The sequence below is a fragment of the Haliea sp. genome (assembly GCF_040222615.1).
Classification (GTDB): domain Bacteria; phylum Pseudomonadota; class Gammaproteobacteria; order Pseudomonadales; family Halieaceae; genus Haliea.
Window position 1 is genome coordinate 35,891 of record NZ_JAVKCQ010000020.1, and the last position, 25,159, is coordinate 61,049.

22 protein-coding genes, 1 tRNA gene and 2 pseudogenes are annotated in these 25,159 nt (G+C 61.7%); 10 read left to right on the forward strand and 15 right to left on the reverse strand.

The annotated features are described in order from the left end of the window. Nucleotides 1–105: 105 nt before the first annotated feature. Nucleotides 106–1,290 (forward strand): PP2C family protein-serine/threonine phosphatase, encoded by a 1,185-nt coding sequence (locus RJQ10_RS01965; protein ID WP_350143094.1) that lies wholly within the window; start codon nt 106–108, stop codon nt 1,288–1,290. 1 nt (nt 1,291) lies between these two features. Next, nucleotides 1,292–1,774 (forward strand): STAS domain-containing protein, encoded by a 483-nt coding sequence (locus tag RJQ10_RS01970; protein WP_350143096.1) that lies wholly within the window; start codon nt 1,292–1,294, stop codon nt 1,772–1,774. 7 nt (nt 1,775–1,781) lie between these two features. Here the strand turns inward: RJQ10_RS01970 and RJQ10_RS01975 are convergent, their stop codons facing one another. Genes RJQ10_RS01975 through dusA form a run of 3 tightly spaced genes read right to left on the reverse strand, consistent with a single transcriptional unit; the run spans nt 1,782 to nt 4,209 of the window. After that, nucleotides 1,782–2,225 carry a tellurite resistance TerB family protein gene (locus RJQ10_RS01975; RefSeq protein ID WP_350143098.1) on the reverse strand — a complete coding sequence of 148 codons (444 nt, stop codon included), beginning with the start codon at nt 2,223–2,225 and terminating at the stop codon, nt 1,782–1,784. Beyond that, nucleotides 2,222–3,175: a transaldolase gene (gene tal, locus RJQ10_RS01980; RefSeq protein ID WP_350143100.1), complete on the reverse strand. Its 954-nt coding sequence runs from the start codon at nt 3,173–3,175 to the stop codon at nt 2,222–2,224. Before tal ends, RJQ10_RS01975 begins: the two co-directional genes overlap by 4 nt. 20 nt (nt 3,176–3,195) lie before the next feature. Beyond that, the gene (gene dusA, locus RJQ10_RS01985) at nt 3,196–4,209 is read right to left on the reverse strand and encodes a tRNA dihydrouridine(20/20a) synthase DusA (RefSeq protein ID WP_350143102.1); all 1,014 of its coding nucleotides are present in this window, start codon (nt 4,207–4,209) and stop codon (nt 3,196–3,198) included. A gap of 144 nt (nt 4,210–4,353) precedes the next feature. On the opposite strand from dusA, the gene RJQ10_RS01990 reads away from it, so the two are divergent. Next, on the forward strand, nt 4,354–4,665 hold the full coding sequence (locus tag RJQ10_RS01990) for an antibiotic biosynthesis monooxygenase family protein (protein ID WP_350143104.1): 312 nt from the start codon (nt 4,354–4,356) through the stop codon (nt 4,663–4,665). Here RJQ10_RS01990 and RJQ10_RS01995 read toward each other — a convergent pair. The 4 genes from RJQ10_RS01995 to RJQ10_RS02010 all read right to left on the reverse strand — a co-directional run bounded on the left by RJQ10_RS01995 (nt 4,662) and on the right by RJQ10_RS02010 (nt 9,720). Further along, complete coding sequence (locus RJQ10_RS01995) at nt 4,662–5,768, reverse strand: HDOD domain-containing protein (RefSeq protein WP_350143106.1); 1,107 nt, start codon at nt 5,766–5,768, stop codon at nt 4,662–4,664. The two genes, RJQ10_RS01990 and RJQ10_RS01995, sit on opposite strands and share 4 nt — an antisense overlap. A gap of 111 nt (nt 5,769–5,879) precedes the next feature. Next, nucleotides 5,880–7,025, reverse strand: a complete 1,146-nt coding sequence (locus tag RJQ10_RS02000; RefSeq protein ID WP_350143108.1) for an ABC transporter ATP-binding protein — start codon at nt 7,023–7,025, stop codon at nt 5,880–5,882. Further along, nucleotides 7,022–8,692: an ABC transporter permease gene (locus RJQ10_RS02005; protein WP_350143110.1), complete on the reverse strand. Its 1,671-nt coding sequence runs from the start codon at nt 8,690–8,692 to the stop codon at nt 7,022–7,024. Before RJQ10_RS02005 ends, RJQ10_RS02000 begins: the two co-directional genes overlap by 4 nt. Beyond that, nucleotides 8,683–9,720, reverse strand: a complete 1,038-nt coding sequence (locus RJQ10_RS02010; protein WP_350143112.1) for a Fe(3+) ABC transporter substrate-binding protein — start codon at nt 9,718–9,720, stop codon at nt 8,683–8,685. Before RJQ10_RS02010 ends, RJQ10_RS02005 begins: the two co-directional genes overlap by 10 nt. Before the next feature lie 570 nt (nt 9,721–10,290). On the opposite strand from RJQ10_RS02010, the gene gltX reads away from it, so the two are divergent. From gltX to RJQ10_RS02035, 5 genes are all read left to right on the forward strand, one after another. Next, nucleotides 10,291–11,784 (forward strand): glutamate--tRNA ligase, encoded by a 1,494-nt coding sequence (gene gltX, locus RJQ10_RS02015; protein WP_350143114.1) that lies wholly within the window; start codon nt 10,291–10,293, stop codon nt 11,782–11,784. A 7-nt stretch (nt 11,785–11,791) separates the two neighbouring features. Further along, the gene (locus tag RJQ10_RS02020; RefSeq protein WP_350143116.1) at nt 11,792–12,529 is read left to right on the forward strand and encodes a sulfotransferase; all 738 of its coding nucleotides are present in this window, start codon (nt 11,792–11,794) and stop codon (nt 12,527–12,529) included. 95 nt (nt 12,530–12,624) lie between these two features. Further along, the gene (locus RJQ10_RS02025; RefSeq protein WP_350143118.1) at nt 12,625–14,028 is read left to right on the forward strand and encodes an L-serine ammonia-lyase; all 1,404 of its coding nucleotides are present in this window, start codon (nt 12,625–12,627) and stop codon (nt 14,026–14,028) included. A gap of 60 nt (nt 14,029–14,088) precedes the next feature. Next, nucleotides 14,089–14,164: transfer RNA gene (locus tag RJQ10_RS02030), tRNA-Ala, on the forward strand. Between the two features lie 208 nt (nt 14,165–14,372). Continuing rightward, entirely contained in the window at nt 14,373–14,582 is a 210-nt protein-coding gene (locus RJQ10_RS02035; protein WP_350143120.1) for a helix-turn-helix transcriptional regulator, read from the forward strand. A 248-nt stretch (nt 14,583–14,830) separates the two neighbouring features. Here the strand turns inward: RJQ10_RS02035 and RJQ10_RS02040 are convergent, their stop codons facing one another. Then, on the reverse strand, nt 14,831–15,190 hold the full coding sequence (locus RJQ10_RS02040) for a hypothetical protein (RefSeq protein ID WP_350143122.1): 360 nt from the start codon (nt 15,188–15,190) through the stop codon (nt 14,831–14,833). A gap of 75 nt (nt 15,191–15,265) precedes the next feature. Between RJQ10_RS02040 and RJQ10_RS02045 the strand changes: the two are divergent. After that, nucleotides 15,266–15,933: pseudogene (locus tag RJQ10_RS02045) on the forward strand (transposase); the annotation flags it as partial. 10 nt (nt 15,934–15,943) lie between these two features. Here the strand turns inward: RJQ10_RS02045 and tnpC are convergent. From tnpC to RJQ10_RS02060, 3 genes are all read right to left on the reverse strand, one after another. After that, a complete protein-coding gene (tnpC, locus tag RJQ10_RS02050; protein ID WP_350143124.1) occupies nt 15,944–17,485 on the reverse strand; it encodes an IS66 family transposase in 1,542 nt (513 codons plus the stop codon). 79 nt (nt 17,486–17,564) lie between these two features. Beyond that, a complete protein-coding gene (gene tnpB / locus RJQ10_RS02055; RefSeq protein WP_350143164.1) occupies nt 17,565–17,909 on the reverse strand; it encodes an IS66 family insertion sequence element accessory protein TnpB in 345 nt (114 codons plus the stop codon). A gap of 14 nt (nt 17,910–17,923) precedes the next feature. Next, entirely contained in the window at nt 17,924–18,295 is a 372-nt protein-coding gene (locus tag RJQ10_RS02060; protein WP_350143126.1) for a transposase, read from the reverse strand. A 77-nt stretch (nt 18,296–18,372) separates the two neighbouring features. Here RJQ10_RS02060 and RJQ10_RS02065 point away from each other — a divergent pair. Further along, nucleotides 18,373–18,837 (forward strand): annotated as a pseudogene (locus RJQ10_RS02065) (transposase); the annotation flags it as partial. 152 nt (nt 18,838–18,989) lie between these two features. Here the strand turns inward: RJQ10_RS02065 and RJQ10_RS02070 are convergent. The 4 genes from RJQ10_RS02070 to RJQ10_RS02085 all read right to left on the reverse strand — a co-directional run bounded on the left by RJQ10_RS02070 (nt 18,990) and on the right by RJQ10_RS02085 (nt 24,999). Further along, nucleotides 18,990–20,480: an outer membrane protein assembly factor BamB family protein gene (locus RJQ10_RS02070; RefSeq protein WP_350143128.1), complete on the reverse strand. Its 1,491-nt coding sequence runs from the start codon at nt 20,478–20,480 to the stop codon at nt 18,990–18,992. Further along, entirely contained in the window at nt 20,477–21,565 is a 1,089-nt protein-coding gene (locus RJQ10_RS02075) for a serine hydrolase domain-containing protein (RefSeq protein ID WP_350143130.1), read from the reverse strand. The genes RJQ10_RS02070 and RJQ10_RS02075 overlap by 4 nt, the downstream gene beginning before the upstream one ends. 55 nt (nt 21,566–21,620) lie before the next feature. Next, nucleotides 21,621–23,873 carry a TonB-dependent receptor gene (locus RJQ10_RS02080; RefSeq protein WP_350143132.1) on the reverse strand — a complete coding sequence of 751 codons (2,253 nt, stop codon included), beginning with the start codon at nt 23,871–23,873 and terminating at the stop codon, nt 21,621–21,623. 97 nt (nt 23,874–23,970) lie between these two features. Then, nucleotides 23,971–24,999 (reverse strand): AraC family transcriptional regulator ligand-binding domain-containing protein, encoded by a 1,029-nt coding sequence (locus tag RJQ10_RS02085; RefSeq protein WP_350143134.1) that lies wholly within the window; start codon nt 24,997–24,999, stop codon nt 23,971–23,973. Nucleotides 25,000–25,159 lie beyond the last annotated feature (160 nt).

Sequence of the window (25,159 nt, forward strand, 5' to 3'; positions counted from 1 at the left end):
TACCCGCATCAAAACTGTGAAATCCTGCCATAACACAGCGCCTGCCGGTTGCCCGGCCCGGGGCAAGGGCGTAGTGTCTGCCCGCAAGCTTCCCGCAAGTAACGCATGATGGATTCCAAGGGCTTTGTGCTGGTCATCGACGACGACTCCGCTCGTGCAGCAGCGCTTGCGGCAACCGTCTCTGCCGCAGGCTACCGGACTGAAGTTCACACCGATGTCATCGCTGCCTATCACTTTCTCCAGGACAACCAGGAGCTGGACGTCATTCTCTGCGAGCTGGATCTGGAGGATGTGTCCTGGGTGGAGGCGCGCCGGTCACTGCGCGAGCTGGACCTGCAGATACCGGCGATCATTATCAGCGACCGGGCTGAAGTCGACCGCATGATGACGGCGCTGCGGCTCGGCGCCAGTGACTTTTTCGTGCGCCCGATCGAGGATACCGAAGCCCTGCTCAAGTCCATTGAGCGCTGCGTACGCCAGCGCCAGCTGCGCCGCGAACTGCAGGAGTCCCGCAAGCGGCTGGAGCTGGCGAACATCGAACTGCGCGGGACCGTCAAGATGCTGGAGCAGGACCAGCAGGCGGGCCGCCAGGTGCAGCTGCGGATGCTCCCCGCCAGCCCCATGGTCCTGGACGAGTACGTATTCAGTCACACTGTGATCCCCTCGCTTTACCTGAGTGGCGACTTCACTGACTATTTTACCGTCGGCGATCACCACGTGACGTTCTTCATGGCTGATGTGTCAGGTCACGGCAGTTCCTCTGCCTTTACCACAGTCCTGTTGAAGAACCTCTTTGCCCGCAAACGCTCTGATTACCTGCGGCGCAGCGACGACACAATTCTCAGCCCGGTGGCCATGCTCAAGCGGGCCAACAAGGAGCTGCTGGGGTTGGCGGTAGGCAAGTTCGCCACCATGGTTGTTGGCCTGCTCGATACCGCCGCCAACACCTTGCGCTACAGTATTGCCGGGCATCTGCCGCAACCGGTGCTGGTGTCGAAAGAGGGCGCTCGCTATCTCCGTGGCGAAGGTTCCGCCGTGGGCATTATGGACGATGCATCCTACGAAGAGCACCTGATCGACCTGCCGCAGCGCTTTATGCTGGCACTGTTCTCCGACGGGATTCTGGAGATACTGCCGCCACAAAACCTGATCGAAAAGGAAAAGTACTTCCTCAAGGTGTTTGAGGAGTCCGCCGAGTCCCCGGAAGATATCGTCACCCGGCTCGGACTCGACCATGTCGAAACCGCTCCCGACGATATTGCTGCGCTGTTTATCAGCAAGCGGGGTTAGGATGGAAGAAGGCCGTATACTCGCAGCAAGCCAGGACGGCGCCTATGTCATTCGCCTGACCGGCGATGTGCGCCTCACGCTGTGCACCACGATAGACGACTACATGCACAGGATGCTGGACAACCCCGATTTCGCCAGTGTCTGGGTCGATCTTTGTGGCGCCGAGGGCATAGACAGCACCACCCTGGGGTTGCTCGCCAAGCTGGCGCTGGAAGTGCGGGCGCGCTTCGGCTTCATGCCGGCGATCTACAGCAACAATCCCGGTATTACCCGTTTGATCAAGAGTATGGGCTTTCAACGCCTGTTTGAACTGCACGAGGATGCCTGCGCCAATCCTGACCGCATCCACCGGATTCCCCTGGTCGAGGGCAGCGAGCAGGCGGTCAAGGAGAAAGTGCTCGAGGCCCACCGGGTGCTGATGGGACTCTCGGAGGAGAACCGCGCCCGCTTCAAGGACCTGATGGTGGTGCTGGAGCGCAGCTGAAGCCGGCTTAGTCCGGCTTGGCGTCCAGTTTGCTGCGAATGTAATCCTGGTGGGGCACGTAGGTCAGCTCCGCCACCTGCCGAATCAGGTGCTCCTCGTACTTGTCCAGGTCACCGTCGGCGTAGGCGACCTGCCACATAGACGCGATCAGTTCCAGTTTCTCCGCCGGCCCGTAGTGATCGTTGATCACCCGGGTGAACTCGTACAGCGAGGTGGCACTGTCAACCCGTCCTGAAGCCTGCTGGACAAGGGCGTGAACCTCCTCCCGGGGCAGGGCAAGCGAGCTGCAGAGCAAACGCTCCAGCGCCGCCTCCTCTTCCGCGTCCTGGGTGAAATCGGCCCTTGCGGTTTCAATCAGCAGTGCAGCGGCTGCCAGGTGGACCCGCTGGCTGTGCTCCTCCTGGCTGTCGCCGGCGGGCAGGATGAACAGTGATTTCAGGGCATTGATCATGACTCGACGATAACCTGTTCCAGCTTGATCTGGTCGGCAATGAAGTTACGAATCCCCTCCGCCAGCTTTTCCGTCGCCATGGCGTCATCGTTGAGAGCCAGCCGGAAAGCGGGTTCGGCCTGTGTCCCGCGCGGGTCCCCGGAGCTGGCGCCATCTGGCGACAGCTGGCGGGGCAGATCGCCAGTGTCCGCTGCCAGGCTCTCCAGCAGCGCCGGACTGATGGTCAGGCGGTCGCAACCCGCGAGCGCCTCGATTTCGCCGGTATTGCGAAAACTGGCGCCCATAACCACCGTGCCATAGCCGTGGGTCTTGTAGTAACTGTAGATACGGCGCACGGACGCCACGCCCGGGTCATCCGTGGCCTGCGCGACAACCAGGTCAGTGTTGGCCAGGTGCCAGTCGAGGATGCGGCCGACGAAAGGAGAGATCAGGTAGACCCCGGCATCGGCACAGGCTGCGGCCTGGGCGAAACCGAACAGCAGCGTCAGGTTGCAATTGATGCCCTCTTTCTCCAGCTGCTCACCGGCCCTGATGCCTTCCCAGGTGGATGCAATCTTGATCAGGATTCGCTCTTTGGCAACCCCGGCTTGCTGGTACAGGTCGATCAGCCGGTGCGCGCGGGCGACGGTCGCAGCGGTATCGAAGGAGAGCCGGGCGTCGACCTCGGTGGAAATCCGCCCGGGCACGATATTCAGGATTTCGCAGCCGACATCCACCGCGAAACGGTCGCAGCAGTTGGCCATCTGCTCGGCGCCCGAGCCTCCTTCTGCCGCTGCCCAGCTGCGGGCCTGAGCCAGCAGCGTACGGTAGTGGGGCAGGGCGGAGGCCTTCAGCAGCAGCGAGGGGTTGGTGGTGGCATCCTGGGGATGAAAGCGGCGGATGGCCTCGATATCGCCGGTGTCGGCGACCACGTCGGTCATGGTTTTGAGCTGCTCGAGTTTGCTGGTCATCTTGGTCCTTTGTTCCTCTCTCAGGCGGCGGAGTCACGGGCCTGCTGCCGCTCACCGGCTTCCCGCACCAGGCGGTAGGCCTGTTCCAGTACTTCCAGGCCGGCGCCCCGGCGGTGGGCGTTCTCGCTGATATGGCGGCGGAACTGGCGCGCCCCGGGCAGCCCCTGGTACAGCCCCAGCAGGTGCCGGGTGATATGGTTCAGTTGCGTGCCTGCCGCCAGTTCACGGGCCACATAGGGCAGCATCTTTTCGATCGCCGCGTGTCGCGATTGTAGCGGATTTTCAGCGTCGAACAGTGCCCGGTCCACATCGGCCAGCAGCCAGGGGTCGTGATAGGCTACCCGTCCCAGCATGACGCCGTCCACCCTGGCCAGGTGTTGCGCGCATTCTTCCAGGGTGGTGATGCCGCCGTTGAGGACGATAGTCAGCTGCGGCAGGTCCGCCTTCAGCCGATACACCCAGGGGTAGTTAAGGGGCGGGATTTCCCGGTTCTCCTTGGGCGACAAGCCCTGCAGCCAGGCCTTGCGTGCGTGCACGATAAACACCGTGCAGCCCGCTTCCGCGCTGGGGGCGACAAAGTCCAGCATCTGCTGATAGGACTCCATGTCATCGATACCGATGCGGTGTTTGACGGTCACCGGCAGCGAGCAGGCGTCCCGCATTGCGGCCACGCACTCCGCGACCCGCTTTGGGTGGGCCATCAGGGACGCGCCGAAGGCGCCGGACTGCACCCGGTCCGAGGGACAGCCGCAGTTGAGGTTGACCTCGTTGTAGCCCCAGTCCTCGGCCCAGCGTGCGCAGCGCGCCAGCTCCGCGGGGTCGCTGCCCCCCAGCTGCAGCGCTACCGGCTCTTCCACCGGGTCGAAGCGCAGGAAACGGGCGCGGTCACCGTGGATCAGTGCCCCGGTGGTCACCATTTCCGTGTACAGGCGCGCGTGCCGGCTCAGCAAGCGCCACAGGTAGCGGCAGTGACGGTCACTCCAGTCCATCATTGGTGCAATACAGAAGCGGTGGGCGTTGGAAGTGCTGGGCATCGGGTTGTGGCGCTGAGAGTGAGCGCCGTATTGTACCCGAGAAGTTTGCCCAGTTGGCTATACTGGGTGGCGCTTCGGGCGTTGTCTGCGGGCCGGCGCGACGCAATTCACAGGCAACCGGCTCCGGTGCCGGGGAGGGACCTGATGCACTACATCTTCGAAGTTAACCTGAAGCCAGGCTACAGTGCGGAGCAGTATGCGGATGCCTGGATCCGGGCCAGCGAGATCATTCAGCGCGCACCCGGTGCGCGGGGCACCCGGCTGCATCGCAAGATAGGCGACCCCTCGCGGCTGCTGGCCATCGCCACCTGGGAGAGCAAGGCGGCTCGTGATGCCATGGAGTCGCGCTTGCCGGACAGGGTGCAGGAGATCATTGCCGAGCAGATACCCTTTGTCGAGATCAGCCTGATTGGCGAGTTCGAGGCACCGGAGTGGACGGTGTTGCCGCCTGGTTAGTTGCCAGCCAGGTTGATTGACTGGTTCAGCTTCCGGCGCAGCGCCGGATCGTCCAGGGCGCGCCAGACGCGGGCCAGGCCGGCCTGTTCCAGATGTTCTGACAGGAAGAAAAAGTCGACAGCATTCGGATCGCTGAAATTCAGGTTGGCGATGTTGCGCAGGCCCTCGTAGCTTACCGCATCACCGATTCTGCAGCCGACATAGCATACCAGCGTGCGTTGCCAGCTGGCGCTGTCAGCTTCAACTTTCGCGGGCGGCGTCAGTGCCAGCAGGGAGTCACGCAGGCCGGTCAGGATTTCTGTGGGCAGGCCCCAGTGCTTCGCCAGCAGGAACCCGACTATGGCGGAGTTGAACCCCAGTACGTCCTGCTGCCTCTGGACCCGCTCCAGCAGGGAGTGCCCCGATGAGTAGAGTGCCGCCATATCGGGTCTTGAGGAAATGATGTTCATGTTCCCCAGGTTTGACAGCAGTGCCAGAGTCGATGCGATTGAAGGGCGCTCGAGCCCCACATGCTGCGCAAGTGCGAAGGTGACGGCGCCGGAGACCTGGCTTGCTTTCCACAGCTGCGTCATGCCCGACTGCTGTTCCGGGTCGGACGATGTCGATGGCAATGTGTCGGCCAGCGCAGACTGGGCAACGATACCCTTGACGTAGCCGACCCCCAGGTAGGCGATGGCATGGGGAATACTGGAAATGGGAGTGCTGAGCGCGAATGCGGCCGAATTCACAGTGCGCAGCAGTTCCGCGGCCATCGCCGGCTCGCTTGCTACTGCCGCTGCAATTTCCTCCGGGTCGTCGAGCTCCTGGGTCATGGCGGTGAACAGAGGGTGTGGCCTTGGCAGATCTTTCACCACGGTATCCAGTGCGGCCAAAGTGGCGGGCTCGATATCCTCTATCGCCAGTAACTGCAATGAAGCCAATTCTGGCGGCACACTGGCCGTTTCCTCCTCCTCCGGCTCGCCACCGGGCCCCGGTGCGGCACGCAGGGCCGGTCGCCGGGCTCGCTGCGACCTTTTGGGCTTCTTGCGCCCGGCGCTGCCGAGGATGACCAGCAATAGCACCACCACCAGTGATGACCAGAGGATAATGACGAGAATGCTCATAACAGACGTCCTTGGCTGTAGCGTTGCGTACGCTAGGTCAGAGAGTACACTTTCAGGTTATCCCGTAAGTCTACTCCAAATTGGCGCCCTGTGAGGTGAAAAGCTTGGTGGTCAGGAGCGATTCTCCAGCGGGGTTTGCAAGCTGCTGTGACCGGGTTCGCACTGTGCCTGCTGACCGTTGGTGAGGGACGGGACACAACAGCAGTTGCGCGGGCAATCCCCCTCGAATACAACCACATGCTGCAGGTTGAAGCGCACCGGCAGCATGCCGCCCAGGGGGACGTCGACATGGCTGGGGGTCAGGCAGGGAACGCGCTGGCCGTCTGGCAGCAAGAGGTCGTAAAGGTAGCTGGCACCGCGGAACGCCTTGTGCAGTACCCGCAGGGCCGTGTGGCTGCCTTCGTCGTATTCGATATCGTCGGGGCGTACCAGCAGGCGCAGGGTCTCTCCCGGTTGCCAGTGCGGATGACCCCGGTCCAGTACTCCCAGGCCGTCATTCATTTCCCCGGCCGCGTTTACCGTGACCGTGATCATGGTGCCCTGGCCGATGAATTCGGCGACAAACTCGTTGCCGGGATTGTGGTAAAGATTGTACGGCGTGTCCGTCTGGGCGACCCGGCCGCGGTTCAACAGGGTGACCTGGTCGGCCATGGCGAAGGCCTCGTGCTGGTCGTGGGTGACCAGGATGGCGGTGACGCCGTTGCGTTTCAGCAGCTCGCGGATCTCCGCCGCCAGCTCGGTTCGCAGCTCCGTGTCGAGGCTGGAAAAGGGTTCGTCCAGCAGCAGTATCTCCGGGTTGGGTGCCAGCGCCCGCGCCAGTGCCACGCGCTGCTGCTGGCCGCCGGACAGCTCGTGCGGATAGGCCTTGCCGTGCTCGCTCAGGGCCACCAGTTGCAACATGCTCTCCACCCGCTCGCGCCGCTCTCCACGGGGCAGGTGGCTGAGGCCGAAGCCGATGTTGCGGCGAACGTCCAGGTGGGGAAAGAGGGCGAAATCCTGGAATACCATGCCCACTTTGCGTTGCTCTGGCGGCAGTTCGCGCCCGGGAGTGCTGATGGGGGTTCCACGCAGGAAGATGCTGCCGGCACTGATGCTTTCGAAGCCGGCAATAGCGCGCAGCAGGGTTGTCTTGCCGCAGCCTGAAGGTCCCAGCAGGCAGCCAATCTGGCCGGTCTGCAAAGTCATGGAGACGTCCGCCACCGCGGTGAAATCGCCGTATTTGACCGTGACCTGCTGTAATTCCAGCTGGCTGCTCATGTTTGCTCCTGCTCCCTGGGCATGCTGCGGTTCATCAGGATAACAGGCAGCAGGCCGATGAGCACGATGGCCAGCGCCGGGAGGGCGGCATCAGCGAGGCGCTCGTCCGAGGCCAGTTCATGGGCGCGTACCGCAAGGGTGTTGAAGTTGAAAGGGCGCAGAATCAGGGTGGTGGGAAGTTCTTTCAGGACGTCCACGAAGACCAGCAGAAGCGCCGTCAGCAGGGTCCCCCGCAGCATGGGCAGGTGAATGCGCCGCAACACACCGAGAGGTGTGTGGCCGAGGGAGCGCGCGGATTCGTCGATACCGGGGCGGATACGGGCCAGACCGGCCTCCACAGACTGCAGGGACACGGCGAGAAAACGCACAACATAGGCAAAAACCAGCGCCGCCAGAGTGCCGCTCAGCAGCAGCCCGGAGGAAACGCCGAACTGCAGCCGTAGCCAGCCATCGATAGTGTTGTCGATCCAGGCGAAAGGAATCAGCACGCCTACTGCAATCACAGTGCCGGGTACCGCATAGCCCATTCCGGCAACCCGAATGGCTGCGGTCTCGGCCGGGCCAGGATACAGGCGCCGGCCATAGCCCAGCAGCAGCGCCAGCAACAGGCAGCAGAGGGACGCGGTGGCTGCCAGCAGAAAGCTGTTGCCAACCAGCTGCAGGAAGGCCTGGTTCAGCAGATCGGTATGGTTGGCCGCGGCCCAGACTGTGAGCTGGGCCGCGGGCAGCAGGAAGCCGGCGGCGAGTATGCCCAGCGCGATGCTGAAACTGGCAGCCGCGCGCCAGCCCCGCAGGCGTATGCGGGCGGGATGGCTGCGGGCAGAGCTCTTGTGAAACCGCAGGCGCGCCCGCGACCGCCGCTCGAGGACGAACAGGGTGAACACGAACAGCAGCAGGAACGCCGCCAGTTGCGCTGCGGTCTGCAATTCGCCCAGGCCGTACCAGGTGCGGAAAATACCGGTGGTAAAGGCGCTGACACCGAAATAGGCCACAGTGCCGTAATCCGCCAGGGTCTCCATCAGCGCCAGGCTGACGCCGGCGGCAATGGCCGGGCGCGCCATGGGCAGCGCCACCAGGAACAGGGTCTGCCAGGGGGTCTTGCCGAGGTTGCGGCTGGCTTCCAGCACCGCCGTGGACTGCTCGAGAAATGCGACCCGCACCAGCAGGTAGACGTAGGGGTACAGCACCAGCGACAGCATGCAGATGGCTCCGCCCAACGAGCGGATCTGCGGGAACCAGTAGTCGCCAAAGCCCCAGCCGAAGCTGTCGCGCAGCAGGGTCTGCACCGGGCCTGCATAGTCCAGCATGCCGGTGTAGGTATAGGCGATGATATAGGCGGGAATTGCCATGGGTAGCAGCAGGGCCCAGCTGAAGAAGCGCCGTCCGGGGAAGTCGCACATGGCGGTCAGCCACGCGGCGCTGACTCCAAGTACCAGGGTGCCGCTGCCCACGCCCAGCATCAACAGCAGGGAGTTGGTGACATAGTCCAAAAGCACGGTGTCGATCAGGTGCTGCCACGCACTGCTGTAGGGTCCCAGCAGGCTGGTGACAATCACCAGCACGGGCACCGCGACGATTGCCGCGCTCAGCAACAGGAGTATTCGCCACAACCTGGCCTGCAGCGGTTGTCTGCGCACAGCGATCGGCGCGCGGGTGGCTACTTCCAATTCGCCTGGTCCATGGCCATCACCGCCTGGGCATTCAAGCGTCCGAGTTCACTCATGTTGAGCGGGTCGGCCTTGAATTCACCCCAGGACTGCAGCAGGTCCGAAGGCGCAACGTCCGGACGTACGGGGTATTCATTGTTGGCCTCCGCATACCACTGCTGGCTGTCCTCGCGCAGCATGAATTCGATCAGCTGCCGCGCCTCTTCGCTGTGGGTAGCGGAGCGGGTAATACCGGCGCCGCTGATATTGACGTGTACTCCGCGTCCCGCCTGGTTGGGCCAGAAGAGCCGGACGCGCTCTGCTGCCGCCCGCTCTTCGGCATCCTCCGAGTTCAGCATGCCGCCCAGATAGTAGCTATTGACCAGGGCGACGTCGCACTGGCCGCTGGCGACCGCCTTGATCTGGTCGCGATCACCGCCCTGGGGCTGGCGGGCGAAATTGGCGACAAACCCCTGCAGCCAGGCCTGGGTAGCCTCTGCGCCCTGGCTCGCGAGCATGCCAGCGACCATCGACTGATTGTAGATGTTGCCTGAGGAGCGTACACAGATGCGCTGTCGCCACGACGGATCCGCGAGCGCTGCATAGTCGCTCAGCTCGGCGGCATCGACCCGGTCCGGCGCGTACACCAGGACCCGGGCGCGCAGGGAAAGCCCGTACCAGTAGCCTTCATCACTGCGCAGGTTGACTGGAACCGCCGCCTCCAGGGCGGGCGAGCTGACCGCTTGCAGCAGGTCTGCCTGCTGGGCCCGGTACAGGTTTCCGGCATCGCTGGTGAGCAGCAGGTCTGCCGGTGAGTTCAGGCCTTCGTTGCGCAGGCGCGCGAGGAGGGCGTCGCCGTCCCCGGTCACCAGGTTGACGGCAATGCCGGTTTCCGCACTGAAGCGGTCCAGCAGCGGCTTGATCAGCGCCTCCTGCCGCGCCGAATAGACATTGACCGACTCCGGACTGGAACAGGCCACCAGCAGTGGCAGCATTACCAGAGCGAGCAGCGAAGAGGCGGTGGGCCGACCGCGGCGTGCAAACAACATGGAAACCTCTCAACAGTGTAGGGGTGAAGGCTGTGTATCTGGAAGAACGATAACGCTAATTATTCTCATTTAAAAAACAATAGCAACCCCATTCTCCGCGATCAACCGGGAAACTGTAAATGCCTCGCGTTTCCGCACTTTCAGTGACCCGCTCGTTTGACAACATCGATGCGTTTTTATGCGCTATACTTTAGCAGGTTCTAATGAGTCTCGTGAGTCCAGACGGTCTGGGTCCGGGGCAAAGCATAGCCGCACGGGTGCGGCTATTTGTTGCTGCAACAGAGGGTTCGATCATGACAACACTGCGACGGAGCAAGAAGTCGCCGCTGCGAATGGCGGCGGTGTTTATGGGTGTATTTGCACTGGCTGGGGGATCAGGATCAGTTGAGGCCGCAGGATCGCGATCAGTTGCAGATACGTGATCAGCCTCAGCCTGACCAGTAGCGCATCAGCGACTCCGCGGTAGAGGGCGCAGGGCCGGTCCTCTCCCCCGCCGGGTCTGCACTGGTGGGCAAGGGGGCGGTGCACCCCGTATAATCCCGGGCTTTTCAGCCAGGTTCCGCAAAGCCCATGACTGTTCGCACCCGCATCGCCCCGTCTCCCACCGGCGACCCCCACGTTGGCACCGCCTACATCGCGCTGTTCAACCTCTGTTTTGCCCGCGCCCACGGCGGCCAGTTCATCCTGCGCATCGAGGATACCGACCAGGCCCGCAGCACCCCGGCCTCGGAGCAGGCGATTCTCGATTCCCTGCGCTGGCTGGGGCTGGAGTGGGACGAGGGCCCGGATGTGGGCGGCGCCTGCGGACCCTACCGCCAGAGCGAGCGCATGGAGCTGTATGGCGAATACGCCATGCAGCTGGTACGCGAGGGCAAGGCCTTTGTCTGCTACCGCACGCCAGAGGAGCTGGATACCCTGCGCGAAGCGCGTCGCGCCGCGGGAGACAGTACCGCTTTGAAGCCCGCCGACCTGCGGCTGCCGGCGGAGGAGGTGGCCCGGCGGGAAGCTGCCGACATGCCCTATGTCATTCGCATGGTGGTGCCTGACGAGCCCGGTGCCTGTGTTATCGAAGACCTGCTGCGGGGCACCATCGAACTGGACTGGAGCATGGTGGACGCGCAGATTCTGCTCAAGTCCGACGGCATGCCCACCTACCACCTCGCCAATGTGGTGGACGATCACCTGATGGGTATCACTCATGTGCTGCGCGGCGAGGAGTGGATCAACTCCGCTCCCAAGCACAAGCTGCTCTACGACTACTTCGGCTGGGAAATGCCGGTGCTGTGCCACCTGCCGTTGCTGCGCAACCCGGACAAGTCCAAGCTCAGCAAGCGCAAGAATCCCACCAGCATTCTCTACTACCAGCGCATGGGCTTTTTGCCGGAAGCGCTGCTCAACTACCTGGGGCGGATGGGCTGGTCGATGCCCGACGAGAGCGAAAAGTTTTCCCTGCAGCAGATGCTGGACCACTTCGATATCCAGCGGGTTTCCCTCGGTGGTCCCATTTTCGATGTGGAGAAACTGCGCTGGCTGAACGGGCTCTGGATTCGCGAAGACCTGAGTGAAGAACAGCTTGCCCAGCGCCTGGTGCAGTGGGCCTACAATCGGGACAACTTGATGCAGGTGCTGCCTCACGCCCAGAAGCGGATGGAGACCCTGAGCGACTTCGCGCCGCTGGCATCCTTCCTGGTGTCCGGCACTTTGCCCATCAACGAGGATTCCTTTGCCGGTATCAAGGGCGATCGCGAGGACCTGCTGGCGAACCTGCAGTTTGCGCTCTGGCGTCTGGAAGCCCTGCGCGAGTGGGACCGGGACACGGTGTGGAACGGGCTCAAGACTCTGGCGGACGCCCTGGGCATCAAGATCAAGGATCTGCTGGCGCCGCTGTTCGTGGCCGTTGCCGGCTCCAGCGCGTCGTTCTCGGTGGTGGACTCCATGGCCATGCTGGGCCCGGACATGAGCCGCGCCCGTCTGCGGCACGCCATCGAGGTCCTGGGTGGTGTGTCGAAGAAAGCCGCGAAGCGGCTGGAAAAGGCCTATGCCGAACTTGGGCTGGGCAGCTGAACCGTTCTTGACCGTTCCCGCAGACAGCCGGTTCCGGTTTCTGATCGTCGGTGCCGGCCGCTCCGGCACCAGCCTGCTGACTGCGCTGCTGGACCAGCATTCGCAGCTGGAGGTGGGGTTTGAAGTCGGCAGCGTCGAGTGCTTGCGAGGCCGCGCGCTGGAGGACGAGCCGGCGCGATTGTTCCAGCAGCGTAGCGGCGCTTTCATTGAGCGCTGTCTGGCGGCTGCGGCAGCCTCGCCCAGGGGGCTCTGGGGCAACAAGATAACCACCGAACAGCTCGCTGGCCTCAACAAGCACAACCTCTATCACACACCGCCACTGGATATCCTCGATGCCTTCTTCAATGTAGTGCTCCAGGATCTGCCGGTCATCTACCTGCTGCGCGATGGGCGCGCCTGTGTCCAGTCCAAGTTGGCCCGCACCGCCCAGAGCCTGGAGCAGGCCTGTGACAGTTGGCGCTACGCCGTGGCGGTGTACGAGTTTCTGCAGCCGCGGCCGCGGACCCTGTTCCTGCGCTTTGAAGACCTGGTGCTCAGCCCCGAGCGCGAACTGGGGCGTGTCCTGGGGCTTCTCGGCCTCGACTTTGAACCGGGTATGGTAAGCGCTGCAGGCACGATGCACCCGGGCATGCTGCCCGCCTATCGTCGTCCCGGCATAGAGCCCGGGCGGGCCACCGATCTCGACAGAACACATCCCTGTGTGGCCCTTATCGAACCCGAACTGAAGCGCTGCGGCTACCTCTGAGCCTACAGGCAGCAGCAGGACCCTGGCGGCAGTGGCATTCTGCGGACGGCGGCCTACAATGGGGTTTTCCGCCCAAGCTGTGAGGAGTCCCGAACTTGGCTATCAGCGTATTCGACCTGTTCAAAGTGGGTATTGGTCCATCCAGCTCCCACACTGTCGGACCGATGAATGCCGCCCGCCGGTTCGTTCTCGGCGTTCAGGAAAGCGGGGAACTGGAGCGCTGCCAGCGGGTGACTGCGGAGCTGTACGGCTCCCTGGGAGCGACCGGGGCCGGACACGGGTCGCCCAAGGCGGTGATTCTCGGGCTGGAGGGCGAGACCCCGGAAACCGTGGTGGTGGACGATATTCCCGGTCGGGTCGCAACTGTGCGCGAGGGCGGCCGGCTGCGCCTGCTGGGGTGCCACGAGATCGACTTCAGCTACCGGGATGACCTGGTCATGCACCGCACCGAGTCACTGCCCTGGCATGCCAACGGTATGCGGTTTACGGCCTTCGATGCCGCTGGCCAGGCTCTGCGGGTGCGGGTCTACTATTCCGTGGGGGGTGGATTTGTGGTCGATGAGGCCGCCGCGGAGGGCGGTGACGTCATTGTCGACGACCCCACCGAGCAGCCCTGGCCCTTCACCACCGCGGCGGAGCTGTTGCGCCAGTGCAAGGAGAGCGGACTCTCGATCAGCGCCCTGATGCTGGAGAACGAAAAGGCCTGGCGCAGCGAGCAGGAGATCCGTGAGGGGCTGCTGGCCCTGTGGCGGGTAATGGATGCCTGTATCGAACGCGGCTGCCGCGCCGAGGGAATCCTGCCCGGCGGCCTCAAGGTCAAGCGCCGGGCCGCACAGCTGCACCGGCAGTTGAAGAGCGGCGCCGGTGGCCTGGGGGATGATTCCCTCAACACCATGGACTGGGTCACGCTCTACGCCCTGGCGGTCAATGAGGAGAACGCGGTCGGCGGGCGCATCGTGACCGCGCCAACCAACGGCGCCGCGGGCATCATTCCGGCGGTGTTCAAGTACTACCTGAAGCACTGCCGGGGCGCCAGTGAAGAGGATGTCACCCGCTACCTGCTGACCGCTGCCGCGATCGGCATCCTGTACAAAATCAACGCCTCCATCTCCGGCGCCGAAGTCGGCTGCCAGGGCGAGGTGGGCTCGGCCTGCTCGATGGCCGCAGGCGCGCTCGCGGATGCCCTGGGTGGCACCCCTGCCCAGGTCGAGAACGCCGCCGAGATCGCCATGGAGCACAATCTGGGCCTGACCTGCGACCCCATTGGCGGGCTGGTGCAGGTGCCCTGCATAGAGCGCAACGCCATGGGTGCGATCAAGGCCATCAGCGCCGCCCGCATGGCCCTGCGCGGCAGCGGCGAGCACTATGTGTCCCTGGACCAGGTGATCAAGACCATGAAGGACACCGGTCGCGACATGCAGGACAAGTACAAGGAAACAGCTCGCGGAGGCCTGGCGGTGAATGTGCTGGAAGTCCCGGTGAATTTTGTCGACTGTTGAGCCGCTTGCTTCTTGACACCGCTTTCCGGCGTCACTAGAATTCGCGTCCTCAGAGTTTCAGGGGCTATAGCTCAGCTGGGAGAGCGCTTGCATGGCATGCAAGAGGTCGACGGTTCGATCCCGTCTAGCTCCACCAAACAAATCAAGTAGTTAGGCCAATCCAAAAGGGTTGGCCTTTTTGCTTTCAGGGTTTTTGCCCCACTTTTTGCCCCACCGATGATAATCCCTGCCCGCGCCAAGCATGAGGGCAGCAATACGTGCAATTGATTGGACTTGCTGGGATTCGCCCCCGTGGTGTCTGTGTCAGTCTTTCTCCAGAGGCTCAAGCGAAGGAGGGCTACGCCATGACCACTGAATCCATGAACAACCATATGCTGCTAAGACTGCCGCAGGTCAAGGCTGTTACTGGTTTATCCCGCAGCATGATCTACGCGCTGGTATCCAGTGGCCGTTTCCCTCAGCCGGTCAAAATCAGCGATAGAGCGTCCGCCTGGGTGGCCGCTGAAGTTGATGCCTGGATAGAGGCTAAGATCGCTGAACGCGTGAGACCCTAAGTCCGTGCTCCCGGAGCGCGGTTCGTTGCCAAGTTCCTGGGGCATCGCGTCGTCTATTCGACCTTTCACTCGGGTGGGGCCGACGCCAGCCCGGCAGTCAGTCTGGATTTGAGGGTATCTTGGCGTTGCGCAGCTCCCTCGGTCACGGTGACAATGACTCGCATTACCAGGCCTGTTGGTTGCCGTTTAAAACTGACCCCGGGGGCAAATCTACTCTGCCCCCGATATCTATACTAGCCAAAACTCTGTTATGTTCTTATATCGCCAAAAAAGCCAATCACTCTGATCACTTGTCCTGAGTCTTCAGTCTCCACAACATCAAAACCTGTCATTAAGAGTTTTTCATTTTGGTGAATTGACCAATGATATCGATGATAATTGTGGTGTGAATCCACAGGACTTGAAATTGAATACACGGCACCAGGCATCTTTCTGTGGACCTCGTGAACATTTTTCTCAAAATCATCTAATCCAACTAAATCAGCTGATGGATCAACAAAACGGATATTTGGTGATAAGGATTTTTCCATATTTTTCCGAACATCACTTGGATCGGCAGAGTTCCAAGCCGCAAACATATGATCTAATTGCTCTGGGTAATCTGACATTGCAACGTAAGCTTCCCCACATGAAGGACAGGACATAACTAGAGCTTTCTGGCATTTTATCGTCAGGAGGTTCATATGAAAAAATCCAAGTTTAGCGAAAGCCAGATAGTCGCAGTCCTCAAAGAGGCCGATGCCGGCATGTTGGTGAAGGACTTATGTCGCAAACACGGCATCTCGGCACCCACGTACTACTCATGGAAGTCCAAGTACGGCGGCATGGAGGCGTCAGATTTGAGGCGTACCAAAGAGCTAGAGTCCGAGAACGCCAAACTCAAACGCATGTATGCAGACCTGGCGCTTGAGAATGCGGCGATGAAGGAGCTGATCACAAAAAAGCTCTAACACCGGCGGAGAAACGGACAGCGGCAGCTTTTCTGGTCACGCAACAGAAGCTGTCCATTGCACGATCCTGTCGGTGTGTGGGCCTGTCCCGATCAGGATATTACAAGACGTCTGATCACTGGGCCGTGCGTGACGCCGAGGTTATAGCGGCACTAGCTACCATCGTCGAAGGCCGGCCCAGCCGAGGCTTCTGGAAGTGTCGAAAACAACTCAGACGGCAGGGCTATCCATGGAACCACAAACGCATTTACCGAGTGTTTAAGCTTATGAACTTGCATCTGCGCCGCAAGGCTAAAAAGCGGTTACCCAAGAGAGTCCGGGCAGAGCTGTATGTGCCGGCGTTACCCGATACGGTGTGGTCAGCTGATTTTGTCTCGGATGCACTGACGACGGGCAGTAAGCGTCCGGCCATCACACCTTGATGGCCGGGCTCCAGTTGTGCGGTAGGAGGCTGTCGATCGCTGAGTACTTCGTACTGGGTAGACGCTCAAGCACATCGCGCAGGTAAGCCTGCGGGTCGAGACCGTTTATCTTCGCGCTCTGGATCAGGCTCATCACGTTCGCCGCCCGCTGCCCACTCCGTAGTGATCCAGCAAACAACCAGTTTTTCCGGCCAAGAGCCCAGGGGCGCACCTGATTCTCGACCCAGTTGTTATCGATCGGCAACTCGCCGTCGTCGAGGTAGCGCGTCAGGGCATCCCAACGTTTCAGGCTGTAGTCAATCGCCCTGGCCGTTCGGGTGCCTGCCGTCAGAGCAGACCTCTGGTGGATGAGCCACTCCCGGAGCTTTTCCATAATCGGGCGAGATCGTGCGTCCCGGATTCGTTGTCGTTCATCCGGTGGCTTTTCAGCAATGTCACGCTCAATGTCGTAGAGCGTACCGATAGTCTCCAGGGCTTGGGCAGCGATGGGACTGTCACCGCGCTCGGCGAGCTCAAATAACTTCCGCCGCGCGTGCGCCCAGCAGCCGACTTCGGTCATGCCAGCGGCGAAGCCGGCCTTGTACCCCTGGTAATCGTCACAGACCAACTTGCCTTGCCAGTCGGCCAGGAAGTCACGAGAGGCCTTCCCTGATCGCGACGGCTGGAAGTCGTAGACCACACCCTGGATCGCTGCCGAGCGGGTGGTGGCATACGCCCAGATGTAGGCGCGATGGGTCTTTTTCTTGCCCGGCGACAGCATCGGTACCGGTGTCTCGTCCGCATGCAGAACCGCGTGGCCCAGCAAGCAGGCACGCAGTTGCTCCACAAGCGGTGCCAGCTCCACGCCGCAACGTCCCACCCAGTCCGCCAGTGTCGATCTTGGAAGCTCGACACCGGCCCGAGCATAGATCTGCTCCTGCCGATACAGCGGTAGGTGATCGGCGTATTTGCTGATTAGCACCTGCGCGAGAAGGTTGGTGGTCGGAATACCCTTGTCGATGACATGAGGCGCTACCGGCGCCTGCACGACCGTCTCACAAGCCTTGCAGGCCCACTTGCTGCGGACATGGCGCTCTACACTGAACTGACCAGGCTCATAATCTAGCTTCTCGCTGATGTCTTCGCCGATGCGCGTCAGCTCACAGCCACACCTGCAGGTCGTCGACTCGGGATCGTGGTGGATCTCCGAACGGGGTAACTGCGGTGGGAGCGGTTGGCGCCGCGGTTTTAGAGGCCTGTCTTTCTTCGGCGACTCATACTCGGCCAGCTTCTCAAGCTCCGTTTCGATCGCCGCGATATCCTCATCAACCAGATCGTCCAGGAGGTTCTGCTGTGGGCTACTGCTCTTCGATTCGCTGCGTTTGCCAAAGCGATGTCGCCGGAGAATGGCGATCTCATGCGTGAGGTGTTCATTGCGCAGGCGGTACTGGCGAATGGCCTCATCACGCTCGCCTAACGCATCTTGCATCTGCGCCACCAATTCGCGGAGCTGGGACTCGCTGAGCTGGTCAATGTCGATCGATTCAAGCATAACGACACTGTGCCACCGGACCACCTAAATGGCCATAAGCACTATTTCCGTAGACCCGAGCGGGTGATCGTGGTGTTATCTACTGCCGGTCTATGAGGAAGTTCGCGCCGGCATATTGCCAGGGCAACCCCGATGCCAGGGCTTGCAATTGCAGGTCATCAAGGGCCATCGGATCTCCACTGCGCAGTGCGCTCCAGACAAAGCGGCCCTGATGCAGCCGCCTCGCCAGCAACCAGATACCGAAGCCGTCGCACAACAAGATCTTCATGCGATTCGCCCGCTTGTTGGCGAAGATGTAAGCGCAGTGTGGCTTCGCCGCACCGAAGGCTTTGATCACCCGGGCCAGCGTTGTCTCTGGGCCGCAGCGCATATCCAGCGGTTCCCGGGCCAGCCAGATCTCGTCGATGCGCAGGACCTGGCCCATGTTCACGGGCAGCGTCACCTTGTTACAGCACGCAGCCAGTCGACAGACCGCTCGATTGCGTTGAGCGGCCAGTTTACGATCAGCCTGCCTGATGGCGTTGGTACTTCCATGCGTACCGTCGCGAAATCATCGACCGTTGCTGGCTGCGAGCCAGGCGGCGAAGGCGCTGGCAGACGAAGGAACTCATCCTGTGAATCGCGCCGCTGGGTGAGGCGCCACTTCTGTACCATGTTGGGATTCAGGCTGTGGCGAATGGCAACACCGGCCACAGATGCACCAGGGTGATCGCACTCGGCGATGATCTGAGCCTTGAATGCCCTGGAATAGCGGCGTCGCCGCTTCTTCGGTGTTGGTGCCACATCGCTAAGCGGCGCGTCGTAATCCATAATAGGTGCCCACTAAGAATAGGTGGGCACCTAAAATAGCGGATCGCCTACGAACGGCAAGATGGGTTTACCGGACGCTTACGACGGGCAAGCGATTCCGCACGTTCAATGTGACCGATGACTTTAATCGTGAAGCGATTCACATTGAGATCGACACTTCCATCACATCAACACGCCTGGTGCGCGTGTTCGAGCAACTCCGCGACCAGCATGGCCTGCCTCAAGTTCTAAGAACCGACAACGGTCCGGAATTCTTGGGTGAGGTCTTCACGGCATGGGCCAAAGAGGCTGGAATGGCAATCCAGTATATCCAGCCCGGAAAACCGAACCAGAATGCCTACATTGAGCGATTCAATCGGACCTATCGCGAGGAGGTGCTGGACCAGCATCTGTTTACGTCCCTTGACCATGTTCGTGAAGCCACCTATTGGTGGATGATCGATTACAACGAGGAGAGGCCACACGATTCACTGGGCGATATGACGCCCTTGGAAGCACGAAAACAAGTCGTCAGAAACTCTAGTTTTGAACTGTCCACTTGACGGGGAAGCTTACGATCTGAGATTTCGGGCCTGTGGCGTGACAGTTAGAGTGAGCCGTGTTGGTTAGTTGAAGCACAAAAGAGTGTTCTTCACCATGCAGAACTTTGCCGGCGTCAGCCGGCTTTTTTTTTGTAGAGAGTCGTATTCGCCTTTTAGGCCACTCTCCCCGAGCGGGGATTTTTGACAACTGCTGGTCGCAGCGCGGTAACACCGCCTTTGGGCTCCAGCGCAGTACGATGCGAGGGAGGCAGCAATGGGTTGATCCCGCGGTAGAAGATCGAACTCGTGAGAGCGGCATGACAGGTATAAACGCTGCCGTCCCGGGCCATCACGACGCCAGCCTCACTGGTGTCGGGAAGCCTGGTGTAGCCGGTCAGCGCGCCATCGCCGGGGTCAATGCTGGCAAGCACCACCTGGTGCGGCTGGGTCAGAGGGGCGGCGCCCGGCGGCGTGAACGTATAACCCAATGCCAGGACCACCAGCAGGTGATCCCGGCCCAATGTCTGGACGCTATTGACGACGGCGTGGGGGCGAGGGTCGGTGAAAAATGGCTTCAGCGGCGCGCGCTCCGGCAGCAACTCGCTGGCGAGCGCATCGTAATCGCGACACCAGCGTGCCTCACCAGTCTCAGGGTCTATCGCGCTTAGCTGTGACGCGGCTCCCGGCACTGTGTTCGAGCCTGTGTATATAGTGCCGTCGCTGCCGACACTCGGTGATGCCGCGGGGCCGGCAGGGGCATAGCGCCACAGCGGCGTGCCGCTATCAGCAGCAAAGGCGAGTAGTTCACCTCGGTGGTTGCCCGTGTAAACCTGGTGCCCGGAGGGTGACAGGCTGGGAGTCACCGAGCAACGGCCATCGAACTGCCGGGTGAAGACGATCTTCAACTGGTTGGCTTCCTCCCGCAGTGCGTAGAGACGTGTTTGCATGGCGCTGTCGCCAGCGCCGGTGATGTAGAGCAATCCACTGTCGAGATCAACGGCAGGGGAATTGGTAACCGGAAAGTGGGTACCAAAAAACCCGGGAAAGAGTAGGGCGGCAGTCTCCTTATCCATCATTCCCTGCCACAGGCCGGGCGGCAGGGAAGCCGCTGGTGGCGGTGTCCCGCGGGGCAGTGCCAGGGGCGGCACCACCGGTGCGCCCGTGGCCCGGTCCAGGAGGACCGCAAACCCGTCGAGCGACACGCCCCCGACATGGCCGCTGGCGGAGAAAACCGCGGAGGCGAAGCCTTCCCGAATGCCCAGGGCGTGCAGGTCGGTGCGCCAACGCGGGCTGCCATCTCCCTCTACGCAGAAGAATGCCTGATCGTCTGCCAGGAAAATGGCCCCGCTTGCATCCACCAGGGGAGCAAAGGGACAGGCCCTTGGGCCGATGTGGCCGGTGTTGGTCCAGGGCTCGCTCTCCCAGCGCAGATCGCCATCGGCGTCCAGGGCGTGGAGGTGACTGAAATTGGTACCACGGCCGCTGCACAGGTAGAGGTTACCGTCGAGGTCAACGGTGGGGCCAAACAAAACAGCCGCGTCCTGGAGTCGATGCCATTTGAGGGCGTAATGTGCTGCTGTAGGGTAGGGCACGGCATCGGAGTTGCGGCTATCACCGTGGATGCTGTTCCACTGTGCCTGGGTCCAGGGATTATCCCGCGTCATGCGCCATTGCCCACGCAGTGGTAGACCGCGGCACAGAGGGCCCGCGCCCGCGGGTCACCGACCAGATCTGCGCCCATGCGGTTACAGACATAAGCAAAGGACAGGCCGTTATCGGGGTCGGCACACACAAACGATCCCCCCCAGCCACTGTGGCCATAGACGTTCTCGACCGGACCGTAGAGACCGGTTTGATTGCGAACCAGACCGGCACACCAGGGCATGGGTGATTGCAACAACGCGTCCTGGCGCACCGACCGGACCTTGAACAGCGCTTCCCGCGTCTGTGCGCCAAGACTACTACCATCGATGAGCCTGGACAACAGTTGTGCGAGACCAGCTGCACTGGCGTGGCCGTTCGCAGCTGGCAGTATCGCGTTGCGCCAGGCTGCCGTTGCCGCAGCTTCTGCCGGTATGACTGGATTGGTCAGAGCCAATCGCACTGCCTGGGGTATCGCTTCCGGGGCGGGGAGGTCCGCATGGGGGGGCGGAATCAGAGTGGCTACACGCCCGACCTCGGTGCCGGGGCAGCCGATAAATATGTCGAGTCCGAGTTCACGCTGAAACACGGTTTCCACCCAGTCGCGCAGGTCACGACCCGTAGCGCGACGGACCAGCCCGTTGGCGAGAAAGCCAAACGTGACCGGATGATAGCAGGTGTTTTCTCCCGGAGGATGGCTTGGCTCCTGCTTCGCGAGGAGGTCCTCCATACGTTCTGTGTCGTAGAGATCCTGTAGAGATACGGTTTCCTGAAATCCTGCGAGTCCCGCCTGATGGGAAAGCATTTCCGCAACCGTCAGGCGGTCTTTGCCGTGACTGCCGAAGTCGGGCCAGTAGTGGCTCACCGGCGCATCGTAGTCGAGTGCTCCGCGATCCACGAGTATGGCGATGACCAGCGCGACTACAGCCTTGGTGGTCGAGTATACATTTACCAGCGTGTCCTGCCGCCACGGGTTCGCGGCGCCGACCGCGACATCACCACCGGCGAGATTGGCGAGTACTTCGCCGTTGCGGAGCAGACAGAAGGCCGCCCCCACCTCGCGGTAGTCGTCATCGCGAAGAAAATTCGCCCGGAAAGCGTCTGCCACCGGCTCAAATCCCGGTGCAAGCTGCACTAGCGCAAGTTCCGACATGAGTCAGCGTTCACAGGCTATTGAGGCGGACTGTGGCGCCCCAGGTCCGGGGCGCACCGTAGGTGCTGCCGCCATTGCCGATGCCGTTGTCGAAGGCATGCTGACGGTAGGTCTCATCGCCCAGATTCTTGCCCCAGAGTGATACTTCCCAGCGGTCGTCGGCGCTACGAAGCGCAAGTCGTGCACCCCACAGGCCGTAATCCGCAGTGGCCAGATATGGAATGTTTACCGCCTCGCGGAAGGCCTCGTCGGTGTAGCTGTACTCCACCTGGGCAGCGAGGGTTCCCAGGCCCGCGACCAAATGCTCGTAGCGCGCAAACAGGTTGTAACTCCACTCAGGGGCGTTGGGCAGTGCGTTGCCCGAGGGAATCTCGCCACCGCCGGGGGCACTGAAGGCGCCCAACTCCGAGTCGAGGTAGCCCACATTGGCCTGCAGTAGCAGCCCCTCTGCAGGCTGCCAGAGAATATCCGCCTCCAGGCCCTGGATGTCAGCCGAGTCAACGTTGGACAGCTTCAAGACCGAGAGCTGCCCTGTGCTTACCTGGGTGAAGGTCTGCACATCGCTGTAGTCATAGTAAAAGGCCGCCGCGTTGACCTGCAGGGTGTTCTCCAGCCAGCGCGATTTGATCCCTGCCTCCCAGGCGACCAGCGTCTCAGGTTCGAATGACTCCAGCTGGGTGCTATTGGTGACGAAGCCACCGCCAAAGAAGCCCCCGGACTTGAATCCCTGGGCGGCGCTTGCGTAGAGCAGGATTTCCTCCGCGAGGTAATAGTTGAGCGCGAGCCTTGCCGATGGCTCGGTTTCGCTGATGGTCTCCTCATTGCTGGCGACGGTAAAGGCGCCGACAAAACCCGGGTTGCAGACCGGGCTCAGCAGGCAGGATGTGCCAAAAGGATTCATATCGTCCATGCCCCCGGCAAAGTCCTTCTCTTCGTAAGTAAGGCGAAATCCGGCGGTGAGTGACCAGGCATCGGCAAAGCGCCAGTCCGCCTGGGTGAATACCGCGGCGGAATTTGTTTCCTGCTCGGATGCGATTAACACCCGGGTCAGAAACAGGTCATCAAGATTTCCCGGTACTTCGATGTCGACCTGATCCCAGGAGTAGAAACCGCCCACAATCACGTCGAGCGTGGGACTGGCACTCAGGGTGTAGCGCAGTTCCTGGCTGAACTGCTCCACGCTATCGCTGACATCGAATTCCGCCTGTACCAGGGGGCCACTGTCGGTGTCGCTGAACGCCTTGCGTTCAAAATCCAGCCAGCCGCTGACCGCAGTGACCGTGCCGGGACCCAGGTCCCAGTTCACCCGCAGGGTGGCGGCGCGACTGTCGCTGGAGAAGCGAGCGTCGTTGTTCCAGTCACCCTTGAAGGGGTCGCCATCGGTATCCCGATAGCCAAATGCGTCAGCGCAGCGGCCAGGGTCGAGGCGCCCGGCCTGGATCGAGCTGCAGGGCTGGGGTGGAAAAACACCGGCCTCGAAGGTGCCGAAATGCTCAAACTGGCCGACTTCGGAACGCGCTTTACTGGCCTCCAGCTTGAGAGCCACGTCGAGACTGTCACTGGCGACCCATGTGGTGTTCAGGCGGGCCGCGTACTCGCGGCGGGAACCGATGTCTTCACCGCCGAGGGTGCGGCTTTCGTAGAATCCCTCGCCCTGGTCAAGGACCTTTCCCGCGAACCGCATCGCCAGCGTTTCCGACAGTGCCTTGTTGCCCATGAATTCCAGTTCTGTCAGCTCATAGTTGCCGGCTCCCAGGCTCAGCCGCCATTCGTCCTCGAACACCGCTTGATTGGTAATGAAACTGATGGCGCCGCCGGTGGTGTTGCGGCCATAGAGCGTACCCTGAGGGCCTTTCAACACTTCTACGCGCTCGATGTCGTAGAGCTGGAAAGTGAGCTGTGTGGTTGAAGCCAGGAACACCTCGTCCAGATAGACTCCCACGGTGGGATTGTTGTTGGCGCTGAAGTCATTGAGTCCCACGCCGCGAATCGTGAAAACCGGAAACACGCCTGGCGAGATCTCCTTGATATTGATATTCGGGCTGATGGCCTGCAGATCCAGAGGAGACTCGATTCGGCGTTCCCTGAGGGCGAGACCACTGGCGGAGCTGATCGCCATGCCGACGTCCTGCTCGGACTGCGCGCGCTTTTGCGCGGTAACGATCACTTCCTCCAGCTGGGCGAAGGCTGCCGGTGTTGATGCCAGCAGAGCGCTTGCACAGGCGAGGCTGATTCTACGGGAAATGTACCGGTGCTTTTCCATGGGTGTGCTCCGAGTTTTATTGGTATGGGAGCAGTCTGCTACTTGCAGTGTCGGCGTGACAGGACGAGAGCGCGCAACATGAAGGGGGCTTTTCTGCTCAGCCTTTCCCATGGATACGGCGGCGACAGGTGGCAGGCGACTCCCCGTGGAGGCGCCTGAAGCTGCGGCGAAAACTGCGTGCCTCAGAGAATCCGAGGCGTTCGGCAATTGCCTCATCGGTGTGGCCAGCGTGCAGTAGCTGCAGGGCATGTTCATCGCGGATCACATCGCGCATGTTGCGAAAATCCAGGTCCCGACGGGCCAGGTGGCGGCGCAATGTCGCCAGGCTCATGCCCGCAGAGGTGGCGATGGCAGTTTGATCCATCACGCCCCGGCGAAGTGCGCGATCGACGTAGGTGACGATGTCTTCCTGGGCCACACTGGCCTGTCGCCCTCGTATCTGCTCCAGCAAGAGGTCGTAGATGCGTTGCCGCCAGTGAGCCAGTGGAGGGGGAGAGAGGACGCCGGCAAGTGCCTCTCGGGGATAGACCAGGGTAATGCCGTCACCGTGGTACTCCACCGGGCAGCCGAACATCGCCAGCAACTGCGTTCCTGCGCTGCGTCTCGATGGGTGGGTGACGAACCGCGTCAGCCGCAGCAATTCTCCGCGCAGCCAACAGAAAGAGCAGTGCCATGGCATGCATGCAATTTCCAGCCACAGCTGGTGACGCCGGTCGATATGCCGCGGAAAGACCGCGTTCAGCAGCAGCTCGTTATTGCGCGTTTTGAGCGTGAGGCGCAGATCCCGTTGCAGGAGGTTGGCCGTATCGCAAAACACCGACATTGCCCCTTCCAGGGACGTTGCATGCATGCTTCGGGCAACAATGATCTCAGTGAGGCCGGCCGGGTGAGGCTGGGAACCGAGACCCAGCAGCTCGTCCTCGGTAGCTGCTATCTGTGCGGAGAACAGACGCCAGACCGCGTCCACGCCCAGATGGCCGCGCGGGTCCGCCAGTGCGTTGGCAGGGAGTCCTGCGGCGGCGAGCACGTTGGCGTTGCTGGCGGCTGCAGTGCCCAGACCTAGAACCTCCCTGAGTTCTTCGACGCTGATGAGCGGGATCGGTGTGTCGCTGATGTTTGCCTGCATGTGTGCCCGCTAGCTTGATCGCTCTGAAGGTTAGATTAGTCCAGTCACCGAGGGCTTACTAGCCTGGCGGTGGTGAGCGCTGCTGGATGACCGCGAGGTCATGCACGAAAACCGCTCCAAATCCTACATCTGGAACCTCGGCATTCCCGTCCGGGTCACG